15 protein-coding genes are annotated in these 15,469 nt (G+C 40.3%); 4 read left to right on the forward strand and 11 right to left on the reverse strand.

The window, feature by feature from the left end:
• The first annotated feature begins 216 nt into the window (after positions 1 to 216).
• From AC1DYB_RS01935 to rsmG, 3 genes are read left to right on the forward strand one after another with little or no spacing between them, the layout of a single operon-like run.
• Positions 217 to 1,335: a glycosyltransferase gene (locus tag AC1DYB_RS01935; protein WP_295716571.1), complete on the forward strand. Its 1,119-nt coding sequence runs from the start codon at positions 217 to 219 to the stop codon at positions 1,333 to 1,335.
• Positions 1,326 to 1,931, forward strand: a complete 606-nt coding sequence (locus AC1DYB_RS01940) for an RNA polymerase sigma factor (protein ID WP_295713138.1) — start codon at positions 1,326 to 1,328, stop codon at positions 1,929 to 1,931. The genes AC1DYB_RS01935 and AC1DYB_RS01940 overlap by 10 nt, the downstream gene beginning before the upstream one ends.
• A complete protein-coding gene (rsmG, locus tag AC1DYB_RS01945) occupies positions 1,921 to 2,553 on the forward strand; it encodes a 16S rRNA (guanine(527)-N(7))-methyltransferase RsmG (RefSeq protein WP_477431970.1) in 633 nt (210 codons plus the stop codon). The genes AC1DYB_RS01940 and rsmG overlap by 11 nt, the downstream gene beginning before the upstream one ends.
• Positions 2,554 to 2,644: 91 nt before the next feature.
• Here rsmG and AC1DYB_RS01950 read toward each other — a convergent pair whose 3' ends face one another.
• From AC1DYB_RS01950 to AC1DYB_RS01965, 4 genes are all read right to left on the reverse strand, one after another.
• A complete protein-coding gene (locus tag AC1DYB_RS01950) occupies positions 2,645 to 2,890 on the reverse strand; it encodes a hypothetical protein (RefSeq protein WP_295713134.1) in 246 nt (81 codons plus the stop codon).
• 238 nt (positions 2,891 to 3,128) lie between these two features.
• On the reverse strand, positions 3,129 to 5,018 hold the full coding sequence (locus tag AC1DYB_RS01955; protein WP_477431972.1) for a M56 family metallopeptidase: 1,890 nt from the start codon (positions 5,016 to 5,018) through the stop codon (positions 3,129 to 3,131).
• A 46-nt stretch (positions 5,019 to 5,064) separates the two neighbouring features.
• On the reverse strand, positions 5,065 to 7,143 hold the full coding sequence (locus tag AC1DYB_RS01960; RefSeq protein ID WP_477431974.1) for a M56 family metallopeptidase: 2,079 nt from the start codon (positions 7,141 to 7,143) through the stop codon (positions 5,065 to 5,067).
• A complete protein-coding gene (locus AC1DYB_RS01965; protein ID WP_477399036.1) occupies positions 7,140 to 7,517 on the reverse strand; it encodes a BlaI/MecI/CopY family transcriptional regulator in 378 nt (125 codons plus the stop codon). Before AC1DYB_RS01965 ends, AC1DYB_RS01960 begins: the two co-directional genes overlap by 4 nt.
• A 456-nt stretch (positions 7,518 to 7,973) precedes the next feature.
• On the opposite strand from AC1DYB_RS01965, the gene dprA reads away from it, so the two are divergent.
• Positions 7,974 to 9,071 (forward strand): DNA-processing protein DprA, encoded by a 1,098-nt coding sequence (gene dprA / locus AC1DYB_RS01970; protein WP_295713128.1) that lies wholly within the window; start codon positions 7,974 to 7,976, stop codon positions 9,069 to 9,071.
• 117 nt (positions 9,072 to 9,188) lie between these two features.
• On the opposite strand, the gene AC1DYB_RS01975 is transcribed toward dprA, so the two are convergent.
• The 7 genes from AC1DYB_RS01975 to AC1DYB_RS02005 all read right to left on the reverse strand — a co-directional run bounded on the left by AC1DYB_RS01975 (position 9,189) and on the right by AC1DYB_RS02005 (position 15,384).
• Positions 9,189 to 9,665 (reverse strand): SixA phosphatase family protein, encoded by a 477-nt coding sequence (locus AC1DYB_RS01975; protein ID WP_295713127.1) that lies wholly within the window; start codon positions 9,663 to 9,665, stop codon positions 9,189 to 9,191.
• An 82-nt stretch (positions 9,666 to 9,747) separates the two neighbouring features.
• Positions 9,748 to 10,434, reverse strand: coding sequence for a porin family protein (locus AC1DYB_RS01980; RefSeq protein WP_477431977.1), 687 nt, complete (start codon positions 10,432 to 10,434; stop codon positions 9,748 to 9,750).
• A gap of 59 nt (positions 10,435 to 10,493) precedes the next feature.
• Positions 10,494 to 11,459 carry a glycosyltransferase family 9 protein gene (locus AC1DYB_RS01985; RefSeq protein ID WP_477431979.1) on the reverse strand — a complete coding sequence of 322 codons (966 nt, stop codon included), beginning with the start codon at positions 11,457 to 11,459 and terminating at the stop codon, positions 10,494 to 10,496.
• Between the two features lie 12 nt (positions 11,460 to 11,471).
• Complete coding sequence (gene rfaE2 / locus AC1DYB_RS01990; protein ID WP_477399160.1) at positions 11,472 to 11,975, reverse strand: D-glycero-beta-D-manno-heptose 1-phosphate adenylyltransferase; 504 nt, start codon at positions 11,973 to 11,975, stop codon at positions 11,472 to 11,474.
• Between the two features lie 62 nt (positions 11,976 to 12,037).
• Positions 12,038 to 12,595 carry a D-sedoheptulose 7-phosphate isomerase gene (gmhA, locus tag AC1DYB_RS01995; RefSeq protein ID WP_477431981.1) on the reverse strand — a complete coding sequence of 186 codons (558 nt, stop codon included), beginning with the start codon at positions 12,593 to 12,595 and terminating at the stop codon, positions 12,038 to 12,040.
• A gap of 86 nt (positions 12,596 to 12,681) precedes the next feature.
• The gene (gene rfaE1, locus AC1DYB_RS02000; RefSeq protein ID WP_477431983.1) at positions 12,682 to 13,659 is read right to left on the reverse strand and encodes a D-glycero-beta-D-manno-heptose-7-phosphate kinase; all 978 of its coding nucleotides are present in this window, start codon (positions 13,657 to 13,659) and stop codon (positions 12,682 to 12,684) included.
• Between the two features lie 42 nt (positions 13,660 to 13,701).
• Positions 13,702 to 15,384 (reverse strand): helix-hairpin-helix domain-containing protein, encoded by a 1,683-nt coding sequence (locus AC1DYB_RS02005; RefSeq protein WP_477431985.1) that lies wholly within the window; start codon positions 15,382 to 15,384, stop codon positions 13,702 to 13,704.
• Positions 15,385 to 15,469: the final 85 nt, after the last annotated feature.

Genomic DNA, 15,469 nt, shown 5'->3' on the forward strand with positions numbered 1-15,469 from the left:
GTTTTGTATTTAAAAACAAGCTAAAATCTGTTGTGGTAGACGCTTAGTTTTATTTTGGTTACCATCTATCTGAGTGAAGCGTTATCCACACAAATCCCCTTCATCCTAAAAGTGTGGAAAAATACCTTATGCTATGTCCTCTAAATCTTAAATTTACGCCAATTAAGGTCTTTAAATTCGTGTAATTTTAACAACTTTGCTGATTATTACTGTTCATTGGAAACTTATATACAAGACATACTCTTTCTGCTTTTTCAGCTTTGTTTTATTGTTCAGCTGTACTATCTGGTTAGCAACCACAGTCGCCTTGCCGGCTATCATCCCCTGGAGGAATTGCCCAAAGTGCTGATTCCTGTTTCTGTAGTAATTAGCGCGCGTAACGAGGCGCAAAATCTGCAGGAAAATCTCCCATCTATATTAGCGCAAAACTATCCCGATTTTGAAGTTGTGGTGATAAATGATTGCTCATATGATGCATCGAATGAGGTACTGGAAGATATGCAGCGCCAGTATCCACACCTTAAAGTGGTTACCATTACCGAGCATGACCGGTTTAAAACCGGGAAGAAATTTGCCCTTACGCTGGGAATAAAGGCATCAAAAAACGAATATTTAATATTCACTGACGCCGATTGTAAACCGGCTTCGGTAAACTGGATAACCCGTATGGCCGCTAATTTTGGTACCGGCGCCGAGATAGTTTTGGGTTATTCGCCCTATTATAAAACCAGCAATTTTTTAAATAGGTTTACCCGGTTCGAAACCGTTAAAACCGGGATGAACTATTTGTCATGTGCTTTAAACGGCGATCCGTATATGGGTATCGGCCGTAACCTGGCTTACACAAAATCGTTGTTTTTTAGCGCTAAGGGTTTTGCATCGCACATGCATGTAATATCTGGTGATGATGACCTGTTTGTAAATCAACATGCCACTGCAGACAATACGATAATAGAAATTCATCCGGAAACCTTTACTTATACCAGTGCAAAAACTACGTTATCATCATGGTACAGGCAAAAGAAAAGGCATGCAGGTGTGGGTAAATTATACAAGAATAAGCACCGCCAAATGCTTAGCTTTGATGCCGTGAGCGGGTTTTTGTTTTACCTGTTGCTCGTACTTTGCCTGGTTTTAAAGTTTGAGCCCTTATTGGCATTGGGGTTGTTCATTTTTAGGTTGATTGTGCAGTTGATAATATATAGTAAGGTATTTAAAAAATTAGATGGTAAAGACCTTATTTGGTATTTGCCATTTTTTGACATAGTATATTATATGTATTTAAATGTATTTGGCTTAGTTGGGGCCTTTTTTAAAACCACCCAATGGAAATAAACGCGAATTTTACCGAGAACGCTAAAAATGATTTTCACCTGGTGGTGAGGGCGCGTACAGGCGACCAAAAAGCGTATGCCGATTTGATGCACCGTTATAAAGATTCTATCTATTTTATGGTGTTAAAAATGGTGAATAATAAGGAAGACGCCATGGACCTGACCGTAGAAACCTTTGCCAAAGCATTTGAAAAACTGGAGAAATACCAGCCGGATTATGCGTTTAGCACCTGGCTTTTTAGGGTAGCCACCAATAATTGTATAGATTTTATCCGAAAGAAAAAGCTTAATACACAATCTATCCACGGGATGACAGACGAGGATGGCGACGAAAAACCGCTGCAAATAAAGGCAGATGTATTAAACCCGGAAGAAACATCTATCAAAAAACAACAAACCCAGGAACTTAAATTACTCATAGAAAGCTTGCCACCACGTTACCGTAACTTAATCACTTTACGTTATTTTGACGAATTATCCTACGAAGAAATAGCCCAGCAGCTTGATTTACCATTAGGTACTGTTAAGGCACAATTGTTTAGGGCCAGGTATTTATTGGGCAACATCATAAACCGTTTTAACAGGGATGACATCTGATATCGTTTTTAAATATTTTCCAGATCTGACAGATCAGCAACGTTCCCAGGTGGAGCAGCTGCCAGAATTATATAATTTATGGAACAGCCAGATCAACGTAATATCACGTAAAGATATTGATCTGTTATATGAGCGCCATGTATTACACTCCCTGGGTATAGCCAAAATAATGTCTTTTTTACCTGGCGAAACTGTGCTTGATGTAGGTACAGGAGGTGGGTTTCCGGGCATTCCGCTGGCTATTTTATTCCCAAAAACACAGTTTCATTTGGTTGATTCCATTGGTAAAAAGATAAAAGTAGTGCAGGAAGTTGCCAAAGCTTTAGGCTTAACCAATGTAGAAGCAACGCATGCCCATGCAGAGCAGATTGACGAAAAGTTTGATTTCGTGGTATCTCGTGCTGTAACTCAGTTGAAAGATTTTTATCCATGGGTACGTACCAAATTCAAAAAGCAATCTGGCAATACGTTACCCAATGGTATCCTATACCTTAAGGGGGGCGACCTTGATCAGGAGATCAAAGAATCGGGCCTAAAAGTGCAACAATATCACCTGACAGATCATTTCAGTGAAGAGTTTTTTGAAACCAAGCAGGTGATATATGTAAAAGCTGTGGTTTAATATCACTGATTTGAATTGATTTTGCCCGGTTTTTCCCTTTTTACATTCTGCAAGACTAACCGTTCATCATACATAAAACAGCTTATTGCTGTTATATAGCATGGTGATCATGGCTTTGGTTATTTGTGCGCGATGCTGCGTAAAAAACCAAACCGATAGCAAATAAGGCACCTCCCCAAAAAACTGGTAGCTTAAATGTCCAGCTGCCTTTAGGGCCGGTTACAATTGTGCTACTGCCAGAGCTATCTACAGCATTAACAGTTTTTTTGTAAAAGAAGTTACTTGTAATAAAAAGAGCAATACCCACAATAATTAAGGTAATTCCAAACTTTTTCATGATAATTGATTTAAATGAGACACCCAATTGGTATTATGGCGCTGTATATCAATTGAGTAATTGGTTTATAACAAATTTAACAAACAATATGTTCATATGTTAGTATATAAACCAATTATTTAAAAATAGTTTTTGGAACAATTGGGGGGATTAAAAAAGAGAAGGGTTTTACACAGAAAAATGCCGAAGCGGGTTTAAGCCGTTCAGCAATTTTATCTCAATTGGGATTTGAGATAATTTAATTGATGGTTATTTTGTTTGCTCCGGATATTTCAACAACACCGTTTTTGGCTCTATCCCCCGATCGGTTAATTTGTGTTGCATTGTCGCCCTGGTAAAATAGGATTTTATTTGCTGCTATATTTAAGTGTTCGCCTTTGTTGAGGTGCTTTGTAATTGGTTGATTATTAACAATTAAAACAGGCAGGTTATCATTGCCGCTACCGGCAGTGATAGACATGTTTGTAGATTGGATAACATTTGCCCCTTTGTAAAACTTACCTGTTGAACTTTTCATCACTATAGAATTACGCTGAGCCGGTGATGGGTTTTGCTCCTGTGTAGTAGGCTTTACATTAGCAGGAGCAACAGCCGGCGCAGGAGTTGCCTGGGTTTTAGGCTCTCCGATAATAAAAACATCAACTGCTTTTACGGGTGCCGTTTTCAAATTTAACTTTTTAAGCTGTTTTGCAGAAACCGGGCGTGCGGGCACTGGCATTGCAACAAGGTCTTTTGAGCCAATAGGTTGAGCGGGTGGTGGTGGTGGCGGCATTTTGTTAATGTCTTCTGCACCAATTGGTGACGCAGGCGGCGGTGGCGTTTTGTCGATGTCCTCTGAACCAATTGGAGGTGCAGGCGGTGGCATTCTATGAAGCTTTTTGGCGCCCTTTTTTGGTGCGGCTGGTGGAGGAGGAGGCATTTTATCTATATAGGTCTGCAATCCAGGGCCCTTTGGTGGTGGTGGTGGTGGAAGTTTAGGGAATATCACCATTTTAGGAAATGAATAGCCGTATTTTTCTTTTAGCATCGCTATTTCCCCGGGTTTTGCTTTGCTTTTATAGTACTCTTTTTGCTCGCCGTTCTTCTCGGTAATAATCACTCTGAAATCGCTTTTCTTATTAATAAGGTAGCCGGTTTCTTCATATTTATAACCTTTCGCGGTTATTGCTTTTGCTTTGATCTGTGTTTTGGCCGAGGTGTCAGCAGCCAGATTTGCAGATTTGCTATTGGCGGTGGGCACTAATTTGTGCTTTGGCGCAAGGTCAACCCAGCCATAATTTTTACTGAAAGCTAATGTAGATGCGCAAAGCATCCCCGCACAAATGGGTACGGCCACCAGGTATTTTAGCCTTGCTAAATTTCCCGAACGTTTTTGGTTTAACATAATGATCCTCTTTTTTAACAAATTATAATTGAAAAATGAATGTGTAATGGATGAGCCATTAAGGCCATATGCATTATTAACAAGGAAGGCAGAGTAGGCGAGGGTGTCGTTTTCAAGCGCTGCAGTTTGCTCATCGGCTATATATTCATGTACGGTTTTAAGGCTTATCTGCATCAAGTAAATAATTGGATTAAACCAATTGATGATCCTGATCAGTTCCAAAAAAAGAATGTCAACAGAGTGTTTCTGCCTGATATGCACCAACTCGTGCCTGATGATGGTATCATTACCCGCGGTATTTTTACCTATAAATAGGTAATTGAAAAATGAAAATGCCGTGTTTGAGCCATCAATATTTATCAGTTTATACTTATTACCCACAAGTGTTTTACTACTACCAGTCATTTTTATGAGCCTGGATAGTTTTATAAGTAGAATTATAGCCAAAACAATAACTCCCACCAGGTAAGCATACATTAATACGTCATTAACTGTTGTTGTATCCGTAGTTGCTTGTGTTACAATGTTTTCAGGAGTAATGATCACAATTGACCCGCCGGGCTCCTCCACCGGTTTTAAGACACCGACCTGGATAACAGGTAAAGCAAACGATAGTAAACAGCTCAACAACAGGTAGGCCCGGTTAAGTGTATAGTAGGTTTCCTTATTTAAAAACAGGCAATATCCGGCATAAAATACAGCGAGGTATATGTTTGCTTCGAGGAGGTAATGCAGCCAGTTCATTGGTTTTTGATTTAATGGGTGGGCATTTTAAAAATCGGGCTATGTTTTAATCTTTTATGTAACTAACTATCACAACTTCATCCAAACTAAGCGATGTTGAAAATCCGGTAGATTGTTTGATAGGTTTATCGGCTGTTGATTTTTGGTTATCATTAGTTTGATTTTCAGGAAGATGGACAACCTGATTGTTTTTAGAATCAATTAGCTGAAATGATACCGGCATTGAATAATGGCCTGCTGCTAAATCAAGGCTGCCATCATAGGCCTTAAGTACACGTAAAAGTTCGCCGTCCATAACAGGTTCAACGCCGCGTACAATTTTAGGATCGATAATTTTACCATCAATTATATCAAGGGTTGCAATTACCCTGCCGCCGATAAGGTTTTTGCGGTCAATTGCAGGGTATCTTACAGATTTAGCTATGTATTTATAAAAAGCGGTAAAATCTGGCAGGGTTGGTTTTTGAACGGCAGTCTGAATGTTAAGGGCAGGAGCCGGTGGCGGTGGGGGCGGAAGTTGAGCAATTGGGTTTGGAACAGCAGGCGGCGCTATTGCGTTGGCTGCTTTCAGATCTTTTGCGCCTTTGGCCATCGGTGGGTATTTACCTGCGCGATAGATCAGCATACTTAAATCATAAGATGGATCATTTATGATGGCAGCTTCCTGAGTTTTAATAAACTTATAATAATCGGTACAAAAATAAACAAGTATTTTATGCTGGCCTGCAGAGGCATTAACTGTACCATTAAAGGACTGAATTGATTTTAAAACTGCTTTATTAAATTCATCTCCACCGTTGTTAATTATCCTGGCATCAGATATTTTGTGGTCGTTTTTTACTTTAATGCTAAGGCCTACCACACCGTATTTATTGTTTTTTAAAGCCTCTGCAGGATAATTGACCGTATTATTTAAATGATTAAATAACGCAACATAATCGTCTTTAACAACTATAGGTGGCGGCGGAATATCCATTGGGATTTTTTTAACCTTTAATCCTGCCGGAAATTTATAACCGTAAACGTCATACAGCATCGACTCGCCGGATACACTGCATTTGCTGGCGTCAGCTATAAGTTTTTTGCCTTTCTTATCGGTAATGGTGGCAATAAATCCCAGGTGGCCGTTAGCTGTGAAACTTTTTTCATCAATTATATAACCCTTTGCGTTAACATAAGGCTTAGAAACATGTTGCACTATCGTATCTGTAAGCACTCTTTTTGGCGCAAGGTCAACCAGTGCATAGTTTTTACTGAAAGCTAATGTGGATGCGCAAAGCATCCCCGCGCAAATGGGTAAGGCTACCAGGTATTTTAGTCTTGCTAAGTTTCCCGAACGTTTTTGGTTTAACATAATGATTCTCTTTTTTAACAGGTTATAATTGAAAAATGAATGCGTAATAGATGAGCCGTTAAGGCCATAAGCATTATTAACAAGGAAAGCAGAGTAGGCAAGGGTATCGTTTTCAAGGGTGGCGGTTTGCTCATCGGCTATATATTCATGCAGGGTTTTAAGGCTTATCTGCATCAAATAAATAATGGGATTAAACCAGTTGATGATCCTGATCAGTTCCAAAAAAAGGATATCGACGGAGTGTTTTTGCCGGATATGTACCAGCTCATGCCTGATGATGGTATCATTACCCGCGGTATTTTTGCCAATAAAAAGGTAATTGAAAAACGAAAATGCGGTGTTTGAACTATCAATATCAATCAATTTATACTTGTTCCCAATAATAGTTTTGGCACCGGTGGTCATTTTGATCAGCCTATATATCTTGATGATTAATATCAAAGTGAGTATCGCAATACCAATAAGGTAACCATACCAAATAACATCCTGAAAGTTAAAATGGCTTAGCTCCGGCTGATAATTTACTGGCCCCGGAGCATTAGTGGTATGCACATTTTGCATCACCGTAGTATATGTTTGGGTAGCCGGTTCTTCGGTTGATTTTAAGGAGCCAATCTGGAAAAAAGGTAAAATAAACGATATGATACAGCTTAGCAGCAGGTAAATCCGGTTAAGCGTATAGTAAGTTTCCTTATTTAAAAACAGGCAATACCCGGCATAGAATACCGCAAGGTAGATGTTTGCTTCGACGAGGTAGTGCAGCCAGTTCATTGATTTTTGTTTTTAAGGTTATCAATCAGGGAGGTTAATTCATCCAATTCTTTTACCCCAAGCTTCTTCTCGTCAACAATAAATGATACCAGGCTTTGGTAGGAGTTGCTGAAATAGTTTTTCATCATTTTATCAAAAGTGAATTTTTTGTATTGATCATCACTAATGAGGGGGAAGTATACATGTGAATTGCCATAGGCCTTATGATCAATGAAACCCTTACCTTCCAGTACCCGTACCACGGTTGATACCGTATTGTAGGCGGGTTTAGGATCGGGCATTTGTTCAATAATATCTTTTACAATAGCTTCTTTTAACTGCCACAGTATCTGCATTATCTGTTCTTCGGCTTTGGTGAGTTCTTTAAGATTCATAGCAAACTATTTTTATAGTTATATAAAGGTAGAACTATTTTTATAGTTTGCAAACTATTTTTGTAGTTTTTTATTTAGATGTGGGAGGATGTGCAAATGAGGGGAGGTTTTTGTGGTTGAATTTGAAAATGTAATCTCAGAGGCTGTCTAAAAATGATTTATTAAATGTTTTAGGCTTCTAATGAAGTACATAGCCACGCGTCATTGCGAGGTACGAAGCAATCCCCGCCTTACAGAGTAGCTTTGCAAATCGGATCTGTAGAGTTCGGGATTGCTTCGTACCTCGCAATGACGACCTGTTTTTTATTTTTAGACAGATCCTTAGTAAAGATGCTTGGATCTGCACATCTATAATCTGCACATTTGAAATCTAAATATATTTGCTAATATTTTTAGGATTTTGTATGTTCGTGTCATAAAGGGATTGCAGCTAAACTGCATATCTGCACATCTAATATGTCCTTACTTCATAAAACCGCTTTATCATTTGTTAAAAATTTAGGTCCGGTGGCGGCTAAATCGTTAATGGCTTATTTAGGGAGTGCGGAGGAAATTTTCAGGTCTTCGCCGGCTAAAATGATGGCGATACCGGGTATTGGGGAAAAGAGGATTGCTCAGTGGAATTTTGAAGATGCCTTAAGGCAAGCCGAAAAAGAGCTGGCTTTTGTAGATAAACAGGGGATTGAGGTGATATTTTATACTGATGCCCGATATCCCAAACGTTTAAAAAACTGCGCCGATTCGCCCATATTATTGTATGCGAAGGGGAAAATGGAACTAAACCAACCGCAAGTGATAAGCATTGTAGGTACCCGTAACGCTACAGATTATGGCCGCCAATTATGCCGCCAGCTTATAGAGGAACTACAACAATACAACGTTTTAATAGTAAGTGGCCTTGCTTTGGGCATTGATGTAACCGCTCATAAAGAATGTTTACGACTAAATGTGCCTACAGTAGGAGTGCTGGGGCATGGGCTGGACAGATTATATCCCAGTCAAAATCGGGCAACAGCCGATAAAATGTTAGAAAACGGGGGTTTACTTACCGAATATCCGTCTGGAACAGTGCCGGATAGGGAGAATTTTCCGCAGCGTAATCGTATTGTAGCCGGCATGGCTGACGCTACTGTAGTAATTGAGGCCAGTTTAAAAGGGGGCGCATTGATAACTGCCGAAATTGCCAATTCTTATAACAGGGATGTATTTGCATTCCCCGGCCGGTTGGATGACGTTTATTCTGAAGGCTGTAACTTCCTCATCCGCAACAACAAAGCTGCTTTGCTCACCTGCATGGCCGATCTGGCTTTCAGCCTTGGCTGGGAAAAGGCTGATAATGCCAAACCCGTTGAACAGTTTATGTTACCACTGGATTTATCAACAGATGAACGCTTCATTTTTGATATTTTACAGGAAAATAAAACGCCTTTAGCTATAGATGAGCTTACTATAAAAGCCAATATGCCTATGAGTATGCTTGCCATGAACTTGCTTAATATGGAAATGCAGGGCTACATCAGGTCGTTACCTGGGAAGACTTATAAGGTGAGTTAATTGCGGGTTGTTTGCGTGTTTCGTGTTACGAGGTTCGTGTTGGGTGTTGGATTGCGAAAATGCGGAAAATATGTTTGCCCAAAAAATCTTAACTTGATCTCTACAGCCCGCCACAGATCATCCTTTTGGTGAATCAAAAAAGCTTAAATGTCCGTCTTCTTCGCTGATGGATTGCCAGTCTTCGTTATCCAAAGTGATGAGTGCAACCGCACAAGTAGGCATATCGCGAATTTGGCCAGTAAGGTAGTATAAAGCCTGGCTAATGCCGGGATTATGGCCCACAATTCCGATAAAATCGTATTTATTTGGCAGGTCGTTAATCACTTTTATCCATCCTTGTTCGCCGGCTTCATATATTTTTTTGTCGGTATCTACTTTGGGTAGTTGCAGATGTTTGGCGAAAATTTTAGCGGTTGTAAGCGTACGCAATGCCGGACTGCTGATGATGATTTGAGGAATAATAGATTGCCCTTTTATAACTGAGGCCATTAATTCAGCATCATCTTTGCCTGATTGTTTTAGTGGGCGTTCAAAATCTACGTAACTGCTTTCGTGGGTTGCTTTTGCGTGGCGAATTAAGAGTAATTTTTTCATAACCGAGATAAAAGAGATACTTTATATTCTTTTTAAAATTAAGTTTATAATGATGTTTTTGTTTCTTTATCTAAACAAAAAGTTAAAAAATAAATCCCGCCGAAGCTCCAAAAACATGAGTTTTAAATTTGTTGCCCAAGGCATCGGGTGCAATATTCGATAGCCCGAGGTCGTAGTTTAAATTAAAAAGCAAGCCGCCTTTTAATTTTATTCCCGCAATTGCGCCAGCTCCATATTCGTCAGACCGGATATCGCCATCATCGCCAAACGTAATTTTATTATTTGATGTAACCATGGTATGGATGCCATTATTGTTGTTATCGGCTGATGATTTCTTTTTCCCATACACGCCCATACCCACAAAGGGACCGGCGCCAATATAAAAATCACCTACGATAACAGGAACGTGATAAACCATATTCACAGGCACCTGTATATAATATAAATTATATTTGGTGTTTACCTCGCTTGTGGATCCATTAGGAAACGTACCGGTGGGGCCATAAAATGTGCCTCCTTTACCGGTAAAGTTAATAGCGGGTTGCAGCGAAAAGTGCCCGAGTTTTACATCTGCAAAAACGCAGACATTAAACGATGTTACTGACCCCGAATGAGCATAAACATTTGAACCTGAGATCATATTTGAAGGGGTGCCGGATGTACTCATTGTTGCAAAATTTATTCCCCCTTTTACACCTAAACCCGGTAATTGTGCAAAAGATACTATTGGAGAGATAGTTAAAAGCAACAGGAGCAATAGTTTTGTCATTGAACTAAGGTTAGGGAATTGGTAAAACAAATGTAAGCAATTTTAATAGTCAGAAATCCCTACCTGTTTGCAAATTCAATAATTCCACCTTCTGGCATATTATTCATGCATTTAAAATGCCCGAGCGGGCATTTCTCTAACCCGAATTTTGAGCATGGCCGGCAATCAAGCTCAATACCTGCAACCAGCACATCTTTAACCATATAGGGTTGTACACCCAATAATTCAGGTACCGTGCCTCCCCAAATTGAAACAATGGGTTTATTAAAAGCTTCGGCAATGTGGGTAAGGCCTGTATCAAAACCTATAATACTTTCGGCCTTTGAAACCAGGAAAACAGATTCATCAAGCGAGGTTTTACCGCAGGCATTGTAAACAGATGTGCCAACTGCGTCCGCAATTACATCGCCATTAGCTTTAACATCACCACCGCCTAACAATATAATGGGGAGTTTTAGTTTACTGCATATGCTGATAATCTTTTCATTTGGCATCCGTTTGGTAAAATGTGTTGCCCCAATGATAAAGGCGATATACCGGTTTTGGTGTGATGCAGGGAGCAGCTTATCAAGCTGATGTTCGGCTTTAATGTAGTAATCAATAGGCTTTCCATCGTTTACAATACCTAAAGATTTTGTGGCTTCAAGGTACCGGTCAACTAAATGAGTAGGGGCAATCAGTTTTAATTTGAATTTTAAACTAAGCCACTTTTTTATGGGTTGCTTTTTATAAGTGCTTGATTTTATGCCTGTACGTAGTTTAATAAGCGTGGTGCGCAGGTTGTTATGCAAATCAACTATATGATCATATTGCTCTGCCTTTATCTCGTTAATAGTATCAGTGAGTGAAGGTTTTAGCAGCAGCAGCTTATCTACATAAGGGTTGTTATCATAGATATATTTAAAGGCAGGCTTGGTTAAAAAGTGAACTTCGGCATTTGGGATCTGTTTTTTGAGACAGCGAACAACGGGGGTAGTATAAATAATATCGCCCATCGAGCTAAAACGGATCACCAGTATCTTCATGTTGTTGTGCTATCAGGTAATTTGGTTCCTGATTTTATTAATTATAGATGTTGAGGAATAGCCCTCCACAAAATTAATGGTTTTTACCTCGCCTCCATTAGCTATTACTTCTTTTGCACCTACTATGTTTTCAACGGAGTAATCCGCACCTTTCACCAAATAGTCGGGTAGTAAAGTGCTGATCACATTCAGTGGGGTATCCTCCTCAAATACAACAATAGCATCCACAAAAAATAGGGCAGCTAATATAGCCGCACGGCTATTCTGGTCATTAACCGGCCTGTTTTCGCCCTTGATGCGCCTTACCGAGCTATCGGCATTTAAGCCGATAACCAGCTTGTCGCCAAGTTCGGCCGCTTTTGCCAGGTAAGTGATATGACCAATATGCAAAAGATCGAAAACACCATTGGTAAAAACTACTTTCTTACCCTCAATTGTCCAGTTTTTCATCTTCGCCTTCAATGAAGGCAAATCGCTGATTTTATCGGTGATTGTTTTTTCGAGGTCGATTCTCATTGAAATTTTTTGTAGCGACGCCTATTTGCGTCTCTCGTTTTGGTATGTTTTATAAGCGGTTTTTAATCAAAAAGATCATCAACTGCCTGGCACATAATATGACCTATGAGTATATGCATTTCCTGGATGCGGGCTGTTGCATTCGATGGAACTACAATATTAAGATCGCACAAGCCATTCATTTTACCGCCATCCCTGCCCGAAAGGCCTAATGTTTTACAGCCCAGTTTGGTTGCGGTTTCAAATGCGTTCAAAATGCCCTGGCTATTGCCACTTGTCGAGATCCCGATAAACAGATCGCCCGGCCGGGCGAATGCTTCCACCTGGCGCGAAAACACTCTATCGTAATGGTAATCATTTGCAATAGCTGTAAGTGCCGAGGTATCAACCGTTAAAGCAATACCGGGAAGAGCTTGTCTTTCTTTCACAAATCTGCCTGTTAATTCGGCTGCAAGGTGCTGGGCATCTGCCGCGCTGCCCCCATTACCCGCAAACAAAACTTTATTGCCGCTTTTTAAGGTAGTGGTCATCATTTCGCATGCCGTTTCAATATCGCCGGTAAGCTGGTCAATTACCAGCTGTATAGTATTTTGATGATCTTTAAGTTCGTCTAAAACCATTTTATAGTTCTAAGTTTCTTGTTATAAGTAGTGATTACGTTTTGCTGCCCGGCTTTTCCTTCACCCTAAAGCTAAACCTTTTATCACTAACCTATTTGCATGTCTTTTATTATCTCGTCAACAGTAGTGGTAGCGCTACCAACTTGCCTTATAACTATGGCTGCAGCATGGTTGGCCAGGTCGCAGGCCTCTTCAATGCTTAGCCCGCAAGCTATAAAATAAGCCATCGTTGCCAGTACTGTATCGCCGGCACCTGTTACATCAAATACTTCGGTGGCTTTTACAGGTAATAGCTTGTGGGTTAACTCGCTTAGTATCACCATGCCTTCTTCGGATAAGGTAACTACTATATACTCCGTACCGGTTTGCTCAAATATAAACTTCGCGGCTTGTTGTAAGCTTTCCAGCGAATTGATCTTTTCGGTTTTGGCAGCTTCTGCCAGTTCTTTGCGGTTTGGTTTAATGATGAAAGCGCCTTTATACTTTTCGTAATTTAAGCCCTTAGGGTCTATTACTACTTTTTTACCGTGTTTATTAGCTTCAATGATAACCTTTTGGGTTAACGACGGCGAAAACAAACCTTTATTATAATCGGATAATACCACCATATCCGCCTGCGCAATGTAGGCGGATAATTTACCAATCAGTTCATCTTCAATAGCTAAAGAAACAGGATCGGTTACCTCCCTATCCACTCTTACCAACTGGTGACTGCCCGCCAAAACCCTGGTTTTAACAGTGGTTGGGCGACTGCTATCTTTAATTATGGTATGCGTTTCTACACCTTCTTCTGTTAATATATCTATCACCTGTAATGCAGAAGCATCATCGCCAATAACGCCGGCAACGGTTACTTTTGCACCCAATGATACCAGGTTTTGTACCACATTACCAGCACCACCGAGGGTATAAGTTTCCTTTTTGACGTTTACAATAGGCACCGGCGCCTCGGGCGAAAGGCGGGTGGCGCCACCTATTATATAGTGGTCTATCATCAAATCTCCTATTACCAGTATGGTAGGTTTGGTATTTAATGATTGTATGGCACGTATTTTATCTATCATTCTTTTTAGTTCGATGTGGGATATAATTTTTAGTCCCTTATTCTATTTTACTGCCGACCTTTTCTTTTCAAATACTTTTGTTATTTCTGGCAGTGATAATGCGTTTAGGCACATTTCCTTATTTAGTCCACCTTTACGGGCGGCCAAAACACCATAATGCATATCCAGATGTCCTTCCAAACGGTGTGCATCTGGATTTATTGACAGCCAAACGCCCTTATCCAAAGCGTACTGGTGCCAGCGCCAGTCAAGATCAAGTCTTAACGGGTTGGCATTAATCTCGATGATTACATTGTTTGCCGCGCATGCGTCAATAACTTTTTTATAATTGATAGGGTAGCCGCCACGGCTCAGCAATAGCCTGCCGGTAGGGTGGCCCAATATGGTAGTGTATGGATTTTCGATAGCAGTGATCAGCCTTGACGTAGCCTTAGCCTCATCCATTTTAAGTATTGAATGTACAGACGCAACAATGAAATCAAATTTTTTCAATATCTCATCAGGGTAATCCAGTGAACCATCATATAATATATCCGATTCTATACCTTTAAAAATATGAAAGCCATTAAGCTTTTTATTCAGGCTGTCAATTTCCTCCTGTTGTTGCAGTACCCGTTCAATACTTAAACCCTTGGCATAAAAGGCACTCTTGCTATGATCACACATGCCCAGGTATTCCAGTTTCAGGTTGTCGCGGCAGTAAAGGGCCATTTCTTCAACGGTGTTTACACCATCGCTCCAGGTACTGTGGTTATGTAAACTGCCTTTCAAATCATGTGTGATGATAAGGGTTGGCAATTCATTCTTTTCGGCTTTTTCAATAAACGTGGTACCCTCACGCAGTTCGGGCTGCATCCAGGTTAAACCGGCTTGGGTATAAATAAGTTCCTCAGTTTCCGGTTCTTCTATTGGTTCTGTAATACGGGCGAGTACAGCCTGCACATGTTCATCATTGCCTGTATTTATAAATAATTCCTTGTAGTATTCGCCGTTTGATGTGCAGATAATATCAACCAAAAGTCCATTGCCCAATTCTCCTGAAATATGGTTTTCATTTTGAGCTACATTTTTCAGGATGTTTGATTGCAGAAAAGTATTGTAGGCAATCTCCGGGTCAATGCTGCCTATCACAACTACTATCTCCGTAATGATGTCATTCGATCTGCGAAATTCACCTGCGAAATGTTTCAAAGCGCTTGGGAATACCGCTTTTATTTCATCCATCAGTTCATTGGCTTCTTTTTCTACCTGTGCAAACAGGAATTTACCATTGCTGGCCATCCTGAACTCGATAGCTTTGCGGATCTCTTCCTGCGTTTTTAACCCGAAGCCTTTGGCCTCTATCAGTCGGTTTTCGTTACAGGCATAAAAAAGCTCACCGGTGTTTTCAATCCCTAATTCCTTCCATATAATGGCCACCTTTTTTGGGCCAATGCCCTTGATGCCCATCATTTCTACCACTCCATCAGGGGTGTTGGCCAGCAGTTCTTCCATCTCGGCGATAGTGCCTGTATCAAAAAGTTCAATGACTTTTGCGGCGATGCTTTTGCCAATGCCATCCACTTTTTCCAGTTCCTGCAGTGTTTTGCCGGCGATAGGGAAGGGGAGTTTATCAACCTTGAAAGCTGCATTAGCTATCGACTTAATTTTAAAGGGATTAACCTCATGCAGTTCCATGAGTTGCGATAGTAAGCGAAGCGTGCGGGCTATGGGTTTGTTTTCCATTATAAAATTGAAGCTGTAAAAATACAAAAAGCCATTGTAAAGACAGTGCAGTAGAAGGGTTTGTTTTGTGGTGTGTTGATTAAAT

The sequence above is a fragment of the Mucilaginibacter sp. P2_A4 genome, assembly GCF_056405015.1.